Origin of the sequence: Austwickia sp. (assembly GCA_016699675.1) — a bacterium.
GTDB lineage: Bacteria > Actinomycetota > Actinomycetes > Actinomycetales > Dermatophilaceae > Austwickia.
In genome coordinates, this window is sequence record CP064985.1 from 2,133,729 (window position 1) to 2,151,335 (window position 17,607).

The 17,607-nt window shown below is 71.9% G+C and carries 14 protein-coding genes; 7 read left to right on the forward strand and 7 right to left on the reverse strand.

Annotation, left to right across the window (positions count from 1 at the left end):
* Positions 1 to 103: 103 nt before the first annotated feature.
* From paaZ to IPK37_09745, 4 genes are all read right to left on the reverse strand, one after another.
* Positions 104 to 2,218 (reverse strand): phenylacetic acid degradation bifunctional protein PaaZ, encoded by a 2,115-nt coding sequence (gene paaZ / locus IPK37_09730; protein ID QQS02542.1) that lies wholly within the window; start codon positions 2,216 to 2,218, stop codon positions 104 to 106.
* Between the two features lie 31 nt (positions 2,219 to 2,249).
* A complete protein-coding gene (locus IPK37_09735) occupies positions 2,250 to 3,104 on the reverse strand; it encodes a 3-hydroxyacyl-CoA dehydrogenase family protein (GenBank protein ID QQS02543.1) in 855 nt (284 codons plus the stop codon).
* Positions 3,105 to 3,272: 168 nt separating this feature from the next.
* The gene (locus tag IPK37_09740) at positions 3,273 to 4,484 is read right to left on the reverse strand and encodes a thiolase family protein (GenBank protein QQS02544.1); all 1,212 of its coding nucleotides are present in this window, start codon (positions 4,482 to 4,484) and stop codon (positions 3,273 to 3,275) included.
* A gap of 283 nt (positions 4,485 to 4,767) precedes the next feature.
* The gene (locus IPK37_09745; protein ID QQS02545.1) at positions 4,768 to 5,484 is read right to left on the reverse strand and encodes a type 1 glutamine amidotransferase domain-containing protein; all 717 of its coding nucleotides are present in this window, start codon (positions 5,482 to 5,484) and stop codon (positions 4,768 to 4,770) included.
* 237 nt (positions 5,485 to 5,721) lie between these two features.
* Between IPK37_09745 and deoD the strand changes: the two genes are divergently transcribed.
* The 5 genes from deoD (at position 5,722) to IPK37_09770 (ending at position 9,938) form a co-directional block, all read left to right on the forward strand.
* Positions 5,722 to 6,432 carry a purine-nucleoside phosphorylase gene (deoD, locus tag IPK37_09750; GenBank protein ID QQS02546.1) on the forward strand — a complete coding sequence of 237 codons (711 nt, stop codon included), beginning with the start codon at positions 5,722 to 5,724 and terminating at the stop codon, positions 6,430 to 6,432.
* Positions 6,433 to 6,595: 163 nt separating this feature from the next.
* On the forward strand, positions 6,596 to 7,444 hold the full coding sequence (locus IPK37_09755; GenBank protein QQS02547.1) for a hypothetical protein: 849 nt from the start codon (positions 6,596 to 6,598) through the stop codon (positions 7,442 to 7,444).
* 250 nt (positions 7,445 to 7,694) lie between these two features.
* Positions 7,695 to 8,120: a hypothetical protein gene (locus IPK37_09760; protein QQS02792.1), complete on the forward strand. Its 426-nt coding sequence runs from the start codon at positions 7,695 to 7,697 to the stop codon at positions 8,118 to 8,120.
* Position 8,121: 1 nt separating this feature from the next.
* Complete coding sequence (locus IPK37_09765) at positions 8,122 to 8,676, forward strand: hypothetical protein (protein ID QQS02548.1); 555 nt, start codon at positions 8,122 to 8,124, stop codon at positions 8,674 to 8,676.
* Between the two features lie 5 nt (positions 8,677 to 8,681).
* The gene (locus tag IPK37_09770; protein QQS02549.1) at positions 8,682 to 9,938 is read left to right on the forward strand and encodes a hypothetical protein; all 1,257 of its coding nucleotides are present in this window, start codon (positions 8,682 to 8,684) and stop codon (positions 9,936 to 9,938) included.
* Positions 9,939 to 9,955: 17 nt separating this feature from the next.
* Here IPK37_09770 and IPK37_09775 read toward each other — a convergent pair whose 3' ends face one another.
* The gene (locus IPK37_09775) at positions 9,956 to 11,842 is read right to left on the reverse strand and encodes a Na+/H+ antiporter (GenBank protein QQS02550.1); all 1,887 of its coding nucleotides are present in this window, start codon (positions 11,840 to 11,842) and stop codon (positions 9,956 to 9,958) included.
* A gap of 651 nt (positions 11,843 to 12,493) precedes the next feature.
* Between IPK37_09775 and IPK37_09780 the strand changes: the two genes are divergently transcribed.
* Both IPK37_09780 and IPK37_09785 read left to right on the forward strand, forming a co-directional pair.
* Positions 12,494 to 13,216, forward strand: a complete 723-nt coding sequence (locus IPK37_09780) for an ATP-binding cassette domain-containing protein (protein ID QQS02551.1) — start codon at positions 12,494 to 12,496, stop codon at positions 13,214 to 13,216.
* Positions 13,213 to 15,159, forward strand: coding sequence for a hypothetical protein (locus IPK37_09785; GenBank protein QQS02552.1), 1,947 nt, complete (start codon positions 13,213 to 13,215; stop codon positions 15,157 to 15,159). Before IPK37_09780 ends, IPK37_09785 begins: the two co-directional genes overlap by 4 nt.
* Positions 15,160 to 15,196: 37 nt before the next feature.
* On the opposite strand, the gene IPK37_09790 is transcribed toward IPK37_09785, so the two are convergent.
* The gene (locus IPK37_09790) at positions 15,197 to 16,126 is read right to left on the reverse strand and encodes a right-handed parallel beta-helix repeat-containing protein (protein ID QQS02553.1); all 930 of its coding nucleotides are present in this window, start codon (positions 16,124 to 16,126) and stop codon (positions 15,197 to 15,199) included.
* A gap of 318 nt (positions 16,127 to 16,444) precedes the next feature.
* Positions 16,445 to 17,404 carry an AbfB domain-containing protein gene (locus IPK37_09795; GenBank protein ID QQS02554.1) on the reverse strand — a complete coding sequence of 320 codons (960 nt, stop codon included), beginning with the start codon at positions 17,402 to 17,404 and terminating at the stop codon, positions 16,445 to 16,447.
* Positions 17,405 to 17,607 lie beyond the last annotated feature (203 nt).

Genomic DNA, 17,607 nt, shown 5'->3' on the forward strand with positions numbered 1-17,607 from the left:
CGCGAGGCGCCGCCTCTCATTTACCGAACGTTTGGTCTGAATATACGGCCTACCGGGGCTCGATTGAAGCCCCGGTCCGCCGCTCGGACGTGTGCTTTCGACGCTAACCCGCGTAGTTCTTCTCCACCAGGGTGAGCAGGTCGTAACGCGCCACCATCTCCTCGTTCTGGTTCATGACGAGGACGTCCCAGGCCACCTCGCCGTAGTCGTCGGTGACGCGAGGGGTAATGCGCTTGGCCGTCAGCTCGACCCGGATGGAGTCGTCGATCCCGACCGGCGCCATGAACCGCAGGTTGTCCAGGCCGAAGTTGGCCAGGACCGGCCCGCGGCCGGGAGCGACGAACAGGCCGGCGGCCCACGAGATGATCAGGTAGCCGTGCGCAACGATCCCGGGGAAGAAGGGGTTCGCCTCGGCGGCCTCGGCGTCCGTGTGCGCGTAGAACTTGTCGCCGGTCTCGTTGGCGAAGTCCGTGATGTCCTGCAGGGACACGTGCCGCAGGTCGGAGACGTAGGAGTCGCCGATCTTCAGCTCGGCGAGGTCCTTGAGGAAGGGGTGCTTGCGCGCGGGGTCACCGCCGAACTTCTCGCACCCGGCGATGACCCGGTCCGCGCCGACCTGCCAGATCCCCGTGATCGCCGTCAGCATGTTGGGCGAACCCTGCACGGCCGTGCGCTGCATGTGGTGCTTGATGGCGCGCACGCCGCCGAGCTCCTCGCCGCCGCCCGCGCGGCCGGGGCCGCCGTGGATCAGGTGCGGCATCGGCGAGCCGTGGCCGGTGGAGGTCTTGGCGTCCTCCCGGTTCAGGGTGAGCACCCGGCCGTGGTGGGCCGCGATCCCGGTGACGAGACGTCGCGCGACCTCGGGGTCGTTGGTGCAGACCGTCGCGGCCAGCGAGCCGGAGCCCTTGGCGGCAAGGCGGACGGCGTCGTCGAGGTCGGCGTAGCCGAGCACCGAGGTGACCGGCCCGAAGGCCTCGATCGTGTGCACCGCGTCGGAGTCCGGGTCGTCCCAGGTGAGGATGACCGGCGCCATGAACGCGCCACCGTCGACCACGGCGACGCCGTCGGCCGTGCGGACCGCCGGGGCCTCCAGGCTGCCGTTGATCCGGCCGCCGCCGTCGATGAGCCGCTGGACGGCCTCCTTGACGTCGCGGAGCTGGTCCAGAGACGCCAGGGCACCCATGGTGACGCCCTCGACCCGCGGGTCGCCCACGACGACGCGCTGAGCGATCATGTCGGTCACCGCGTCGACCACCGCCTGCACTTGCCCCGCGGGCACGATGGCGCGCCGGATCGCCGTGCATTTCTGGCCCGCCTTGGTCGTGACCTCGGCGACGACCGACTTGACGTACGCCGCGAACTCCGGGGTGTCCGGCGTGGCGTCGGGGCCGAGGATCGCGCAGTTGAGGGAGTCGGCCTCGGCCATGAACCGGACGCCGCCCTCGAGGACGTTGACGTGCCGGCGCAGCGTGTTGGCGGTGCTGGCGGAGCCCGTGAAGGCGACCGAGTCGCGGTAGTCCAGGTGGTCCAGCAGATCGCGGGCCGACCCGGAGATGAGCTGCAAGGAGCCGTCCGGGAGCAGGCCCGACTCCAGCATCATCCGCACGCAGGCCTCGGTGAGATAGCCCGTCGGCGTCGCCGGCTTGACGATCGTCGGCACACCGGCGACGAACGCCGGGGCGAATTTCTCCAACATGCCCCAGACGGGGAAGTTGAACGCGTTGATCTGGACGGCGACGCCGGCCAGCGGGGTGTAGATGTGCGTGCCGAGGAAGCTGCCGTCCTTCGACAGCGGCTCCAGCGGCCCGTCGAAGACCACGTTGGAGTTGGGTAGCTCCCGGCGGCCCTTGGACGACATCGTGTAGAGCACGCCGATGCCGCCGTCGACGTCGATGAAGTTGTCGACCTTGGTGGCACCGGTGCGCATGGAGACGGCGTACAGCTCCTTGCGGCGCTCGGTGAGGTACTGCGCGAGCTGCTTCATCAGCAGCGCCCGCTCGTGGATCGTCATCTTGGCGAGTTCGGCCTGGCCCACGGTGCGGCCGTAGTCGACGACGGCGCCGATGTCGAGGCCCTCGGTGCTGACCTTGAAGAGGGTCTCGCCGGTGCTGGCGTCCAACACGTCGGCGGCCTTGCCGACCTGCTCGGGGGTCCACCACGACCCCATCACGTAGCTGGGAACGATGGTTGCGGTGCTGCGGTCTGCGGTCAGTGTCATGTCGGGACCTTTCTGGTCGGGACGGAGCGGGTCACCAGTCGTAGAAGCCCTTGCCGGTCTTGCGGCCGAGCTCCCCGGCCGCGACTTTGTCCCGCAAGATCTGGGGTGGGGCGAATCGGTCGCCCAGGGTGGAAGCGAGGTATTCGGCGATCCCCAGCCGTACGTCGAGGCCCACGATGTCCGTGGTCTTCAGGGGGCCGGCCGGGTGCTTGTAGCCCAGCTCCATGGCGATGTCGATGTCCTTGGCGTCGGCGACGCCCTCTTCGACCATGCGCATGGCCTCCAGGGCGAGGAAGACGCCGAGGCGCGAGGAGGCGAAGCCGGGGGAGTTCTTCACGGTGATCGGCGTCTTGCCGATGGCGCCGACCCAGGCCTGCGCCGCCTCGACGAGGTCGGGCGCCGTGGCGGCGCCCACGACGATCTCGACGAGGGTGGAGGCCGGCACCGGGTTGAAGAAGTGCAGGCCGATGAACCGCTCCGGGCGGGCCAGCGAGCCGGCCAGGTCGTCCAGGGACAAGGACGACGTGTTCGAGGCGAGGTAGGCCTCCGGTCCGAGGACCGATTCCACCAGTTGCAGCGCCGAGGTCTTGAGCTCCAGGTCCTCGGGGACCGCCTCGACGACCAGGTCGCAGCCGGCGAAGTCCGCGCTGTCCGCGGACACCGTGGTGCGCTCCAGGGCCACGTCGAAGTTGTCGAGGGAGCCGCGCTCGACGGAGCGGAGCAGCGCCTTCTCAAGATTCTCCGCGGCCGAGGTGGCCGCCGCCGAGTCGCGCTCGACGACGACCACCGAGGATCCGGAGGTCAGGAAGGCGTGGGCGATGCCGATGCCCATGCGTCCGCCGCCGAGGACACCGACGCGGGCGGGAAGCTGCGCGGGAGCCGTCATGGTCAGCCGTTCTCCTAGGGGTCTCATGCAGGAAGGGGGTGGTGCGAGCTGCTGGAGTGTCGTCGACGCAAGGTCGACGGCGGCGGTCGTTCGCCGGGGTGCGGCGCCGGAGCGCGTCCCCGATCGGGGACGGCCGCTACGCCGGGGCGCAGGGCCGCTGTCGGTGGGTCAGACTCGCTCGACGAGGAGGGCGACACCCTGGCCGACGCCGACACACATCGTGGCGAGCCCACGGTTGACGCCCTCGCGCTCCATCCGGCCCAGCAGGGTCACGGTGATGCGGGAGCCGGAGGACCCGAGGGGGTGGCCCTGGGAGATGGCGCCGCCGTCGCGGTTGACGATGTCCTCGTCGATCCCCAGTCTGCGGACGCAGGCGAGGGACTGGGTGGCGAAGGCCTCGTTGAGTTCCACGGCGCCGATGTCGTCGATGGTCCAGCCGGCGCCGGCCAGGGCCTTCTGGGTCGCGGGGACCGGGCCGATGCCCATGATCTCGGGCGGCGCGCCGGCGGCGGCCCCGCCCGCGATCCGCGCCCGCGGGGTCAGCCCCAGCCGCTCGCAGGCCGCGTCCGAGGCCACGATGATCGCCGAGGCGCCGTCGTTGAGGGAGGAGGAGTTCCCGGCGGTCACGACGCCACCAGGCTTGACGACCGGCCGGAGCCCGGCCAGGACCTCCATCGTCGTGCCGGCGCGGGGGCCCTCGTCCTTGCTGACGATCGTGTCGCCCTTCTTGCCGGGCACGGTGACGGGAAGGATCTCGGCGTCGAAGTGGCCGGCGGCCATGGCCGCGAGCGAGCGCTCGTGCGAGCGGACCGCGAAGGCGTCGGCGTCTTCGCGGGTGATGGCGTCGACCGCGGCGACCTCCTCGGCCGTCTCCGGCATGGAGTAGGTCATCTTGCCGTCGCGGGACAGGTCGCCCTTGGCGAACCGCCGGTTGACGAAGCGCCAGCCGATGGAGGTGTCGAAAGACTCGCCGGGCTTGGCGAACGCCTTGTCGGGCTTGGCCAGCACCCAGGGCGCCCGCGACATGGACTCGACCCCGCCGGCCAGCACGACGTCGGCGGCGCCGGCCTTGATCATGTACGAGGCCATGAGGATGGCCGACATGCCGGAGGCGCAGAGCCGGTTGACCGTGATGCCCGGGACGCTGTCGCCGAATCCGGCGAGCAGCCAAGCCATCCGGGCCACGTTGCGGTTCTCTTCGCCGGCGCCGTTCGCGTTGCCGAGGATGACCTCCTCGACCAGCTCCGGATCGACGCCCGCCCGCGTCACCGCCTCGCGGACCACGAGCCCGGCGAGGTCGTCTGGACGCACCGGCGACAGGCCGCCGCCGTAGCGTCCCACCGGCGTCCGTACGCCGCCCACGAGCATTGCTTCGACCATGGATCGAGCCTCTTTCTCGGTAGTAGAAAGACACATCGGTAGGGGAACACGTGCAAGCGCACGCCGCGTCGGATGCGCGGCGGGGTTCAGCGGCTCGCGCGCCAGTTCGGATGTGATGCCCCATCCGTCGGCGCGCGGGATTACCGACCGAACGTTCAGCTAATACTACACAAGCGCGTAACCCGCGCCACCCTACGATCCGCCCGATCGGAGGCCGCTCGCCGAGCGGCGCCGTCGCCAGGTCGCGTCGTCCCTCGTCAGCCCCCGCGTCGGCGCGCCCGCGTCAGCTCTTGCGGAGCAGCTTGGCCACGGCCTCGCCGACGCCCGTGGCGCTCATGGGGTTCTGTCCCGTGACGAGCCGGCCGTCGACGACGACCTTGTTCACCATGGGTCGCAGCGCCTTCGTGTAGTCGGCGCCCTGCTCCGTCAGCGCGTGGTCGAGTCGGAACGGCACCGCATCGGCCCTGCTCGCGAGCTTCTCCTCCGGCCAGCTGAAGCCGGTGACCTTGCGGCCGCGCAGCCATGGCGTGCCGTCCGCCGCCTGGGCGGCGAGGAGTCCGGCGGGGCCGTGGCAGACCGCAGAGACGATGCCCCCCTCTGTGTCGATGCGCTGGATGAGTCGGCCCAGCTCCGGCGAGCTGGGGAAGTCGAACATCGTGCCGTGCCCGCCGGTGAGGTAGATCGCGTCGAACGGACGGTCGACGACGTCGGCCAGGCTGGGGGTGTCGCTCAGCAGGTTCATGAAGTCGCGGTCCGCGTAGCGCTTGTGCGTCCCGCCCCGCCTCAGAATCAGCGTGCCGAGGCTCTCCGGATCCAGCGGGACCAGCCCGCCGGCGACGGACGCGATGGTCACGTCGTGCCCAGCGTCGGTCAGGACGTCGTAGCAGTGCGTCAGTTCGCCGAGCCAGAGCCCGGTGCGGTATCCGACCGAGGCGTACTCCGGCGTGCTTGTCGTCACGGCGAGGACGCGCTTGCCGCTGGGGGTGGACTGCTTGGCCATGAGGTGCCTCTTTCGCCGGGGTTCAGGGACCTCCCGCGGGCGCTGTACCCAGCCCGGCGAGGCGCCATGCGCGCCCGTGCCCGGGGCCGGTCTTTACATCTGCCACAGGTGCGCAGGGTTGGGAGCGGGGGGCGGGTTCCGTAGGCTCGCGGGGGGCCGCGGCGTACGTCGTACGTCGTCGACGCGCCGTACGTCGGCTGCGCGCGGCACCCGACCACCCACGAAAGGGGAGCCTCCATGGCCACACCGCACATCTCCGCCGAGCCGGGCGACTTCGCTCCGGCCCTCCTCATGCCCGGTGACCCGAAGCGCGCGCAGCGCATCGCCGAACAGCTGATGCCCGACGCGCGGCTGGTCACGGACGTCCGGGGGATGCTGGGCTACACGGGCACCGTGGACGGGCGGGCGTTGTCGGTGATGGGTTCGGGGATGGGGATGCCGTCGGCGACGATCTACGCGACGGAGCTGTACAAGTTCTACGACGTCGAGCGCATCGTTCGGGTCGGCACCACGGGCGGCATCTCCCGACGGGTGGCCGTCGGCGACGTGATCGTCGCGACGGGCGCGCACACCGACTCCTCGATCAACCAACACCGCCTGCCCGGGCTCAACTTCTCGGCGGTCGCGAGCTTCGAGCTGGCCGCCGCCGCGATGCGGGCGGCGCAGGGCCGCGACGGGGTGCACGTGGGGACCGTGGTGAGCAAGGACCACTTCTACTTCGCGTCGCCGTTCGCGGATCTGGAGCTGTACGGGCAGTACGGGATCCTGGGCGTCGAGATGGAGGCCGCCGGGCTGTTCGGGGTGGCGGCGGAGTTCGGCCGGCAGGCCCTGGCCATCCTCACCGTCAGCGATCATCTCCTCGACGGCAGCTCCGACATGAGCGCGGCCGAGCGGGAGACCCGGTTCACCGGTGCGCTCGACCTGGCCGTCGCGGCGGCGTTCTGCTGAGCAGGGCAGGCACCGGCCGCTGAGGGTGCCTGCGGCCGCTCGTCTCGCGAAATGAGATGGGGGCGGGACTGGGGCGGCGGAGAATTCGGGCGTCCGTTCAAGAAGGCGACCGGGGTGGACGAACGGGTGGATGCAGCAATCCCCCGACCGAGAAGGACACCCCATGAAGCACCGCACCACCACCGTGCTCGCCGCCGTCGTCTCCGCGGCGGTCGGCATCGGCGCCCCGCTGACCGCCCAGGCCGCGCCGGCCGATCGGACGACGTCTGCCAGCGCCGCGCGTGCCGCCGCCGACAAGGTTTCGACCACGAAGGCCGCCGCCAAGGCCAAGGCGGCGGCCGCCGCGCAGCGGGCAGCAGCCCGAGCCGCCGCGCTGCGCGCCGAGGCCACCCGGCTGCAGGGCGTCGCCGACCAGACCGACGCGACCGCCCTCAAGGCGTCCCGCGACAAGGCCAAGACGCAGCTGCAGGCCGCCGCAGCCGCGGTCAAGGCGGCGGCCGCCAAGTCCGGCGGCACTGACCTGTCCGCACTGGTCACGGCGGTCGCGGATGCCGAGGCTCGGGTCGCCGCCGCCGAGTCCACCCGCACGGCCGCGCAGGCCGAGGCGGACGCCGCCGCCACGTCGCTCGCGGACGCCCAGGCGGCGCTTGCCGCGACCCCGGACGATGCCACGCTGCAGCAGGCGGTCACCGACGCCCAGGCCCGCGCCACGGCTGCGGGGACGGCGCTGACCGCCGCCGGGACGGAGTCGACGGCGGCGGCGAAGGCGCTGGCCGACGCCAAGGCCGCCCTCGCCGCCGCGCAGGCGACGGCCGCGACCGCCAGTGCGGACCTCAAGGCCGCGATCGAGGCCGAGAAGGCGGCCGCGAGGGCGTACGTCGCCGCGCAGCGGGCGTACGTCAAGGCCGTCCAGGCCGACCGCGGGGCTGCGGTGGCTGCCAAGGCCGCCACGCAGGCCGAGGCCGTCGCCGCCAAGCTGGCCGCCAAGGCCAAGACCACCGCCAAGGCCTGACGGTTGGGCTGATCCTTCGTGCTGGCCAGCGCTTCTTCGCTGACTGGGGCACTATGCGAGCCCGGGAGCGCATAGTGCCCCAGTCAGGGCGCGGTCGGCGTGCCGCGAGCGGTTGACAGTTCAACCACAGGAAGCTGGGCTATGACAGGGGTCGGGTTCCGAGCGCCGGAGGGGATTCCCCACTCGGCGTACGGAATCCGACTCCGACCCGACGACCTGGAGGACCGCCATGGCCCCCTCGATCCCCCTCATGAACCGCCTCGCCCGCCGCGCCGGGCTCGCCACGATCGCCGTCGCCGCGACGGTCGGCCTCGCGGCGTGTAGCTCCGGGACGACGTCCAGCGCGTCGTCCGCGGCGAGCAATGTCGCCTCGGCCGCGTCGTCCGCCGGGTCCCAGGCCGCGACCGGCGCGTCGAGCGCCGCCTCCTCGGCGATCGGCAATGCCACCGCCGCGGCCGGCGCGCAGGTGGACGCCAACAAGGCCTCCGTCTCCGAGATCCAGACCGCGCTGGAGAAGGCGGGGGTGGCGAACGCCGGGCGGTGGGCGAAGGAGATCGAGGAGTACCGGCCGTACACCGGCGCCGACATGGCGGACAAGCTCGGCAAGGAGCTGGGCAAGTACGGCATCGACCAGGCCACCCTGACCAAGATTCTGGCCACGCTCAAGGTGTCGTGAGGTGCCCCCGGCGCCTCATCGGGCGGGCCGTCCCCACGGCGCAGAAGGGGCTCGTGGCGACGCCGCGCTGATCCGGCGACTGCGCCGGGCGATCGTGCTCATCGCGGTGCTGACGCTGGCCGGGTTGCTCGCGGAGCTCACGATGCTGCGGCACTGGAAGGGCCCGATCCAGCTCGTGCCCTGGGTGGTGGTCGTGGCGCTGCTCGCCGCGAGCGCGCTGCTGTGGCGCGATGCCGCCACGCGGACCGCCGTCCGCGTGGCTCGGGTGCTTGCCGGAGTAAGCGCGCTCGCGTCGGCGGTCGGTGTGTGGCAGCACATCGAGGGCAACATGGAGACGGCGCCGCTGTCCGTGGCGTGGGCCACCAAGTGGGATGCCCTGTCCCCGGGCGAGCGGCTCTGGCAGGCCGCGACCGGCGGCGCGGGCATCGCTCCACCGCTGGTTCCCGGCTTCCTGGCCCTGGTCGGGATCATGTTGGTGTGCGCGACGATTGGCGCCGACGCCGACGCACCGTCCAGCGTGTCTGACTCGAGTGGCGGTTCCTCGCCCCGACACTGAACGGTGTGGAGGGCGGGGGCGGCTGGCCGCGACGGGACCTGCTGCGGTACGGCGCGCTCGGGCTCGGCTTGGCGGCGGCTGCGGGTCTGACGGGCGCGACCTCCGGCTGCACCGGCGGGACCGCCGAGGCGGCCGCGCAGTTGTCGGACGACGGGGCGGGCGCCCCACGGGATCTTGCCGCCTCCCGCCCCCAGGAGCTCATCGGCGACGGCTCGACGGCGCGCACGGGCCCGCAGCCGCACCAGCCGCGTCCCGAGCGGTTCGACGGTCTCACCCGGCCGCCGCAGTTCGTCGTCGTCTCCTGGGACGGTGCGGCGGAGCTGCCGTCCGGGCTGCTCACGAGGTTTCGCCGGGTGGCCCAGGACGTGGGCGGCGCGATGACCCTGTTCCTGTCCGGGATCTACATGCTCCCCGAGAGCCGGCACACGGCGTACCGTCCGCCGCGCCGCGCGCCAGGCGCCTCCGACATCCCCTTCCTCACCGAGGCCAGCGTTCGGCGCACGATCGTCGGGATCGGCGAGGCGTGGCTGGAGGGGCACGAGATCGGGACCCACTTCAACGGGCACTTCTGCGGGCCGCGCGGGGTGGCCGCCTTCAGCGAGGACGACTGGCGCGTCGAGATCGACGAGGCCTATCGGCTGGTGTCGTCCTGGCGCACCCTCACCGGATTCACCGACCTGCCGGCCCTTCCGTTCGACTACCGGGCCGAGCTCGTGGGGGCGCGCACGCCCTGCCTGGAGGGGCGCGCCCGGCTGCTGCCGGTGGCCGCGCGGCTCGGGTGGCGGTACGACTCCAGCGGCACCCGACGCCAGACCTGGCCGAGCAAGGACGCGCACGGCCTATGGGACCTGTCGATGGCCACGATTCCGCTGGGCCACCGCGAGGTTCTGGCTATGGACTACAACTTCATGTACCAGTTCTGTCGCGGCGACATCAACGCCGGGTCGGCGGCGCAGCGGCTGACCTGGCGCACCAAGGCCACCGAAGCGCTGCTGGCCGGCTTCGACCGCGCGTACGCCGGGAACCGGGCGCCGTACGTCATCGGCAACCACTTCGAACAGTGGAACGGCGGGATCTACATGGACGCGGTGGAGGACGCGGTCCGGGCGATGGCGGCCAAGCCCGGGGTCCGATTCGTGTCCTTCCGGCAGCTGGTCGACTGGCTGGAGGCTCAAGACCCCGATGTCCTGGCGGAGCTCCAGCGCCTCGACGTCGGCAAGGCGCCGGCCGGCGGCTGGGGCATCCGCGGCGCGGTCGTCTAGCGGGTGCGAGGCAACAATCAGCCCAAGACCTCGTCCACGAAGCACCAGCGCCACACCTCGCCCGGTTCGAGGCTGCGCATGACCGGGTGACCCGAGGCCGCGTAGTGCGCGCTGGCGTGGCGGCCTGGGGAGGAGTCGCAGCAGCCGACGTGTCCGCAGGCCAGGCAGACGCGCAGGTGCACCCACGACGTACCGGCCCGCAGGCACTCCGCACAGCCCTCGGGCGTGCGGGGGGTGGCGCAGTCGCCGGCCGCCGCCAAGTGCTCGCACGCCCCGGCCACGGCCTCCGGGGTGCGCAGCTCCGCGGCGTCGAGGCGCCGCTGCCGATCGGCGCTCCAGGCGAGGGCCGACTCCTCGGCGTCCATGGTGCGGAGCACCCCGTCGAGGATCGCGGAGTCCACGCCGCCGCTGGTGCGGACGCGCAGCAGCTCGTCTCGTTCGGCGGTGAGCATGGTCAGCCGCAGTCGCCGGTAGGTCTCGCTGGGCGTCTCGGCGGCGCCGTCGCCCCGCTGACCGAGGCGTTCCCAGACCCGGTTGACCCGCATGGTCGCCTGCGTGCGGATCGTCTCGACGACCTGCCGGGCGCCGGGTTCGGTCGCCCCTTCGGACTCGATGGCCCGCAGCCCCGCGCCTGTCGTGGCCTGCACGAGCATGGCTTCCTGGAGGGCGTCCTCGCGCGGGTCGGGGCCGCGGACATCAAGCGCCCGGGCCACCGCCGGGAGCGTGGTGCCCTGGAGCAGCAGCGTTCCGACGGTGACGACGAGGGCGACCAGGATGAGGGTCGGCCGCTGCGGGGTGTCGACCGGCAGGCTCAGGGCTGCCGCGAGCGTGACCACGCCGCGCATGCCGGCCCAGGAACCCACCAGCGTGCTGCGCAGTCGCGTGCGCAGGTCGCCCTGTCGGCGGTTGGTGAGCAGCGTGAACGGAATCATGTACGCCGGACGCAGCAGCAGCACCGCCGCGAGCACGGCGACGGACACCAACAGGCCGCGGTCCGTGCTCATCGGGCCCTCGACGACATCCCGGACGATGCCCCACATCTGCAGCCCGATGAGCAGGAAGACGGCGTTCTCGAGCAGGAAGGTGATGCTGGCCCAGTTGACGCGCTCGGAGAGTCGCGACGGCGCGCTCTGCAGGACCGGCGCACGATGCGCCAACAGCAGGCCGGCGATTACCACGGCCAGGACGCCCGAGGCGTGCACGTGCTCGGCGGGCGCGTACGCCGCGAAGGGTACGGCGTAGGAGAGCGCCGTGTCGGCCGCGGTGGAGGTCAGCTGCCTGCGGATGAAGCCCACGACCAGGAAGACCACGACGCCGATGCCGATGCCGCCGGCCACGGCCCACGCGAAGTCGCGCGCGACCGACCCGCCGGTGACCTGCTCGTGCGTCCCCACGGCGAGGCCGGCCGCCGCGACCGCCGTCCGCAGCGACACCAGGGCCGTGGCGTCGTTGAGCAGCGACTCGCCCTCCAGGATCGTCGTGATGTTCCGGGGCAGGCCGATGCCGCGGGCGACGGCCGTGGCGGCCACGGCGTCGGGAGGGGCCACGATGGCCCCGAGCGCGAAGGCCACCGGGAACGGCACCGGGAGCAGCCACCACGCGACGAGGCCCACCCCGAACGCGGTGAATAGCACCAGTCCGAAGCTCAGGCCCAGGATCGGCGTGAGGTGCGCCTTGACGTCGAACAGCGAGGTGCCGATCGCGGCGGCGTACAGCAGGGGCGGCAGCAGCCCGAAGAGGACCACGTCCGGCGACAACGTGATCAGCGGACCGCGGGCGGCGACCGAGGCCAGGATGCCCACGGCGAGCAGCGCCAGGGGTGCCGGGAAGCGGATCGGCTCGCAGAGCCGTGCGACCACGATGACGACGAGGGTCACGGCCACCAACGTGAGGACGAGTTCCACGCGGCGCATTATCGCGGCGGTCGCGGACGGCGGGACACCCGACCGGAAGTTGGCTGCTATTCACATTGTGTATACCTCGGGTGTAGAGTCCCCACATGTCCGCTGCACACGCCCTCCTCGGACTCCTGGAGCCGGCGCCGGCCTACGGCTACACGCTCAAGCGCCAGTACGACGAGCGCTTCGCCCACACCAAGCCCCTCGCGTTCGGCCAGGTCTATGCCTCGCTGGCGCGGTTCGAGCGGCAGGGCTGGGCCGAGGTCGTCGACGTGGAGGCCGGGGAGGGGCCGGACCGCAAGCGCTACCGGATCACCGGGGAGGGGGTCACCGTGCTCGACACCTGGGTCTATGAGCCGCAACCGCCGGGGGTGTTCGCGACCAGCACGCTGTTCGCGCGCGTGTCGGTGGCGCTGATGTCCGGTCGGGACGCCGCCGAGGTGCTCGATCGCCAGCGCGCCAGCCACCTGGCCCGGATGCGCGAGCTCACCCGCAGCCGCGTGGGCGCCCTGCCGCTGGCGGACATGGCGCTCACCTATGAGCTGGCCCACCTCGACGCCGACCTGCGCTGGATCGAGGAGGCCGCGGCGCGGCTGGCATCGACGCCGGCGACCGCCCCCGGCCGGCTTCGGTTCAGGATGAGCCCCGGGGTCGGCGATGAGGCCGCGCGCGACCCTCGCCGCGGCGCCGACCTGCCGGTGGGACAACGCGCCGATCCTCGCGGCCCGGAGGCTCGCGTTCGGGTACGGCCCCACGCCCGCCCTCGCCGACGCGAGCCTGCGCCTGTACGCCGGTGAGAGCGTGGCCATCATGGGGCCGTCCGGCTCGGGCAAGTCCACGCTGCTGCACTGCCTCGCGGGCATCCTCACCCCGCACGAGGGCGCGGTCGACCTGCTCGGTACGCCGTTCCACGCCCTCCCCGACGCCGAGCGCAGCCGGCTGCGGCTGGCGCACCTCGGCATGGTCTTCCAGTACGGCGACCTGGTCCGCGAACTCACGCTCGTCGAGAACGTCGAGCTGCCGCTGCGCCTGACCGGAGCGGGCCGGCACGCCGCCCGCGTCGAGGCCCTGGAGGCGCTCGCCGCGCTGAACGTGGCCGACGTCGCCGACCGGCGGGCGGGCGAGGTGTCGGGGGGCCAGGCTCAACGCGCGGCCGTCGCTCGCGCGCTCGTGCGGCGCCCAGCCGCGATCCTCGCGGACGAGCCCACCGGATCGCTCGACTCGGTGAACGCCGACCAGGTCATGGACACCCTGGTCTCCCGCGCCCGGGCCATGGGCTCCGCGCTGCTGGTCGTCACCCACGACCACCGGATGGCCGCCCATCTCGATCGGCATGTCACCATCCGCGACGGCATCACGACCGAGGAGGAGACGCTATGAGGTCCGCGATCGGCCTGGGTCTTCGCCTCGCCTGGGGCGACCGCTGGCGGGACGGCGGGCGGCGCCGTACGGTCCTGCTCGCCCTGGCCTGCGCCATCGGCACCGCCGTGGTGGCGGCGACCGAGCGGATCGCGCTGAGCACGCTGTCCCGGAACCCGCGGTATGCCCCGGGATTCATCGACCTCGCCGCTCCGGTGCTCCTGCTCGCGTGCGCGGTCGTGCCCGCCCTGGTTCTGGTCGGGGTCGCGGGGCGCATGGCGGCGGAGTCGCGGGAGCGGCGCCTCGCCGCCCTGCGGCTGCTCGGCCGCACCGCGGGGCGGGTCCGCCTGGTCGCCGCCGCGGAGTTGGCGGTCGCCGCGCTCGCCGGGATCGCAATGGGCTTTCTGGGCGCGGACCACCTCGGTGGGCTGGGGCTGCTTGTGCCGCTCCCGTGGCTGTCCTGGCCGCCGGGCGACATCCACGCGGCCGATCGGGTCGGCAACCGCCTGGTCATCGGCTCCCTGGTGCTCGGCGCCGCCGTGCTGCCCTCCCTCCTCGCGGTGCGCGGGCGGTCGGCGGTGGCGACGGCGACGGTACGCCGGGTGCCGCCGCGCCTCCGGTCCTGGCTGCGGGTTCTCCCGCTGGCGACGGGTCTGGCGATGTGTCTCCTGGCGTTGGCGGCAGCGAGCGCACAGGGGGGCGCTCGCGCCGCCGTACCGGTGCTGCTCTTCGCCGCGGGCGTGGTGGTGATCGCCCTCGGCCTGGTGACGGCGACGCCGGTCGTGGTCCGTCTCCTGGGCGATCTGCTCGTCCGGGTGGGGAAGCGCCGGCCGGCCGCACTGGTGGCCGGTCGGCAGCTCCAGGCGCAGCCCGCCGCCGCCCACCGCGTCTTCGCCACGTTGCTCGTGGCCCTCTTCCGCGGGACGGCCGCGCAGGCCACGGTCGCCGCGCAGGAGCAGCTCGGGACGCGATGGGTGCCGGCCGAGGAGGCCGCGGAGCAGGTGCTCTACGTCACTCACCGCGACCACATCGACGCGATCGATCGCGACGGCGCCATCCTGCGCGATGCTCCGGGCGTCCGGCAGGTCACCCGCTACGGCTACCTGTCGGGCTGCGACGCCACGGGCGTAGATTGCACGCCCGTCCTCGTGGCCACCTGCGCTGCGCTGACCGCCGTGGAACCCTCGGCCAGCGGGTGTGTCGAGGGGCAGCCCTACCGCCTCAAGCGCCTCAACGCCGACGGGGTGGATCTGTCGGCCCCCCTGCCGGCGACGCTGACGCTGCGGCGCCCGTGGGTCCCCGATCGCGAGCCGGTGCATGCAGCGGAGGCCACGGCGACATTCCGGGCGCCCACCCAGAGCCTGACCCTGACGGGGCCGCCGGTCGAGAGCTTCGCCGGGATCCTGTTGCCGCCCGATGCGCCCGAGCTGGCGGCCGTCAGGTCGGTCGAGGGGCGCGTGCTCCACCTCACCGCGGACTTCGGGAGCTCGACCCGGGACTACCTGCGCTCGCGGGGCATTGCGGTGGAGGGCCGGTACGTCTGGCAGGCGAGCGAGGCGGTGCTCGGCCCGCAGCGCCAGCTCACCCTCGGGGTCACGTTGCTCGCGACGGTGTTGGGGCTTTTCGCGTTCGCGATCGCCTATGTCGACCGGCTCGCCGAGCGCCGCGCCGAGGTCGTGGGCCTACAGCTGCTCGGCGCGCCGCGCTCGGTCCTGCGGATCGGTCACCTGTGGGAAATGGCCACGCCGCTCGTGGCCGGCTCCCTCCTCGCGATCGGCCTGGGTCGCCTCGTGGGCGACCTCTACCTGATGTTCGGGTGGCCCGCGATGCAACGGCCCCAGGTGCCTGCCTCGGTCAGCCTGGGCCTGACCGTTGCCGTCCTGCTCGGTTCCGGGCTCCTCGCGCTGCTCACCGCGGTCGTTGCGAACCCGAGGCTGCGTCCGGAGCTGATTCGTACGACGTAGCTCGCGGCCCGCCCTGGCGCTTGGTAGGCGAAGGGCGTCACCGCGCACGCACTAGGCCCGACACGTTGTCGTACCCGGTGGGTGCTGCCAGCGTGCCGCGTTCCACCATGGAACGTGGCACGTTGAAGCCGTAGCGCTGCTGCGCTGGCCGTCCGCCCGCCCGGCGATCGAAGGCTTGGCAGCCGACGAGCGCGGTCGAATCGTCGTATGTCGCGTAGAAGCCATCGGCGGCGTTCGGCGTCCCGCCGGTGGCCGCAGCGGAGCAGGAATCGGCTAGGCAGGCGCTGAGCAGGTTCTTTCCCGTCTGCAGCAGGAAGCCGTGGTTCGCACAGTCCTGGGCGCAACAGCCGATGAGCTGATTGCGCACGCCCGTCACCTGGAAGCCGTAGCCGCGGCAGTACCACGCCTTGCAGCCAGTCACGAGGCAGTTCGCACCGCCGATGAAGAACCCCGCGCCGCCGAGGCGAGAGGTGGTCGCCTCGCACTCGGAGAACCAGTTGTCCGGTGCGGTGATCGAGAATCCGTGCCGGGCCGCTCGTCGGACCCGGACCCGGGTCGTCGTGATGCCTTGGGCGTCGGAGCCGCGGTAGGAGACGCCATCCTGCCCGGCGTCGTAAACCCACAGGTTGTCGAGCCGGCACACCGCGTCGGGCTCGCCCTGATAGTTGCCGCTCGTTCCGGAGATGTTGAGGTCGATACCCGTTGCGCTCTGGCTCGCGCAGTCCACGACGAGCGCAGCGAGCTGCACCCCGTCTGCGGCCGCGCCCTGGCCGATCTGGACGACCGCCGGCATTGCCTTCGTCGCGATGAGTCGGGTGAGTTGTCCCGCTCCCACGACGGTACTTCCGGCCGGCAGCGACAGTGGGCTGGTCAGGCGGTACTCGCCGGGGCCCAACAGGACGGCCCGCGCCCCGGCGTCGAGTGCCTTCTGGATGGACTCAGTAGGGCCCACCGCGGTCCAGCCCATACCAACAGGGGCCGTGGCGGGGAGCGGACCTGCGTCGGCCGGACGAGGAACCAGGACGGCCCCTGTAGCGAAAGCTGAGCCGAGAATCGCGCGTCGGGCGAGGGGGGAACTCATGAGGATCTCCGGAGGTTCACTCGAAGGGGTTGAGGGGTTGAGAGGGGTTTGGGCTGACCGGGATGCCCGGGACGGCCCGGTGGCCCCTCCCATGGGTTGGCCGGAACCCGGGGCACCCGTGTGGGGGCCCCGGGCCCCGGGCGCCGACGCCGGGCGAAGGGCACCGGCGGATGCCTGTCCCTTATCAACTGGGCAGCCACGTGATTAACTGGGCAGCCACGTGCTGTCGTTCAGGAATGGTGTGGTGCGTCGGTCGTCTCGCGGGTCGCTCGCGCTGCTCACCTCGACGATGCCTCGGTAATGGCGGATGTAGCGGTCGGGGTAGTTGACCGACTGGAAGCGGCTGCCACCGCGGCCGCTTGGGTTCAGGTCAGCACGGACAGTGTGCACCAGGAAGCTACTATCCAGTTGGAACAGAGGTATGTCACGACTGTTCATCTTGAAAGGCGTTTGAAGTTTGACGCGGTAATCCTGGTGGCGCAGGTAGTAGCCCGGGTAGAAAAACGACTCCAGGGACTGCGCCCAACCATTCCAGCCTGCCGTGGTGGTGAAGTAGATCTCCTGACCCAAGGCGGTTTCGATGCGCGCCAATGGTCGGGGCCTTGATGCAGATAGGCTCAGCTCAGTCACCCGGTTCTCGACGATCGCCCTGAATCGGGACGGCTGGCGAACGTTTCCGACATTCGCGGCGGGCAGCGAGCATTCCGGGGCGTCCCCGTAGAGCGGCTGAAGAAACGCGCTGTAGGCGTAACCACTGTTTGTCATGTACCACTTCCGCGGGAACAGGGGACTCGCGAATCGGCTGGTGCTGCAGTAGATCTGGATGATGTCACCTCTGCTGGCCGAGGTGACATAGGGGGCGCCCACGAAGGGCATCTCCCGGACGTTGAGCGGGCTGCCCTTGTCCGTCACCACACGGGCGGGCACCCCTCCTATCCGGAGGCTTGCCACGGTGCGGCTGGCGGCCAAGTTCACCGAGGTCGTCGGCGCATCAAGAGCAGCAAGAGCTGTAACGTCCCGCGTCCGCTGGCCAGCGCCGTGGCCAGCAGGGGTGGCGGCGGCCGATGCCGCCAGTGCCAGCGGCAGCGACGCGCTGACCATTACCGTCGCGAGGTTGCGACGCCAAGAGTTGCTGAGCGCATGGGTCGTGAGGCGCGTGTACACGAGGACCTCCAAGGGTGGTTGACATGGGGCGAGCCGGAGCTGCTGCCTGGCGGCATGTGCGCCGACCCGGCCCTCACCCTGGCGTGATGGGTGGGGCGCCCGAGAGGCGGACACTAACGCCGCAGGAAAAGCCTGTCCGCATGCGGACAGACTCCTGCACGCCGAGCGTCCGGCGTGTACCACGTCGGCGTGCCGCGGGGAGG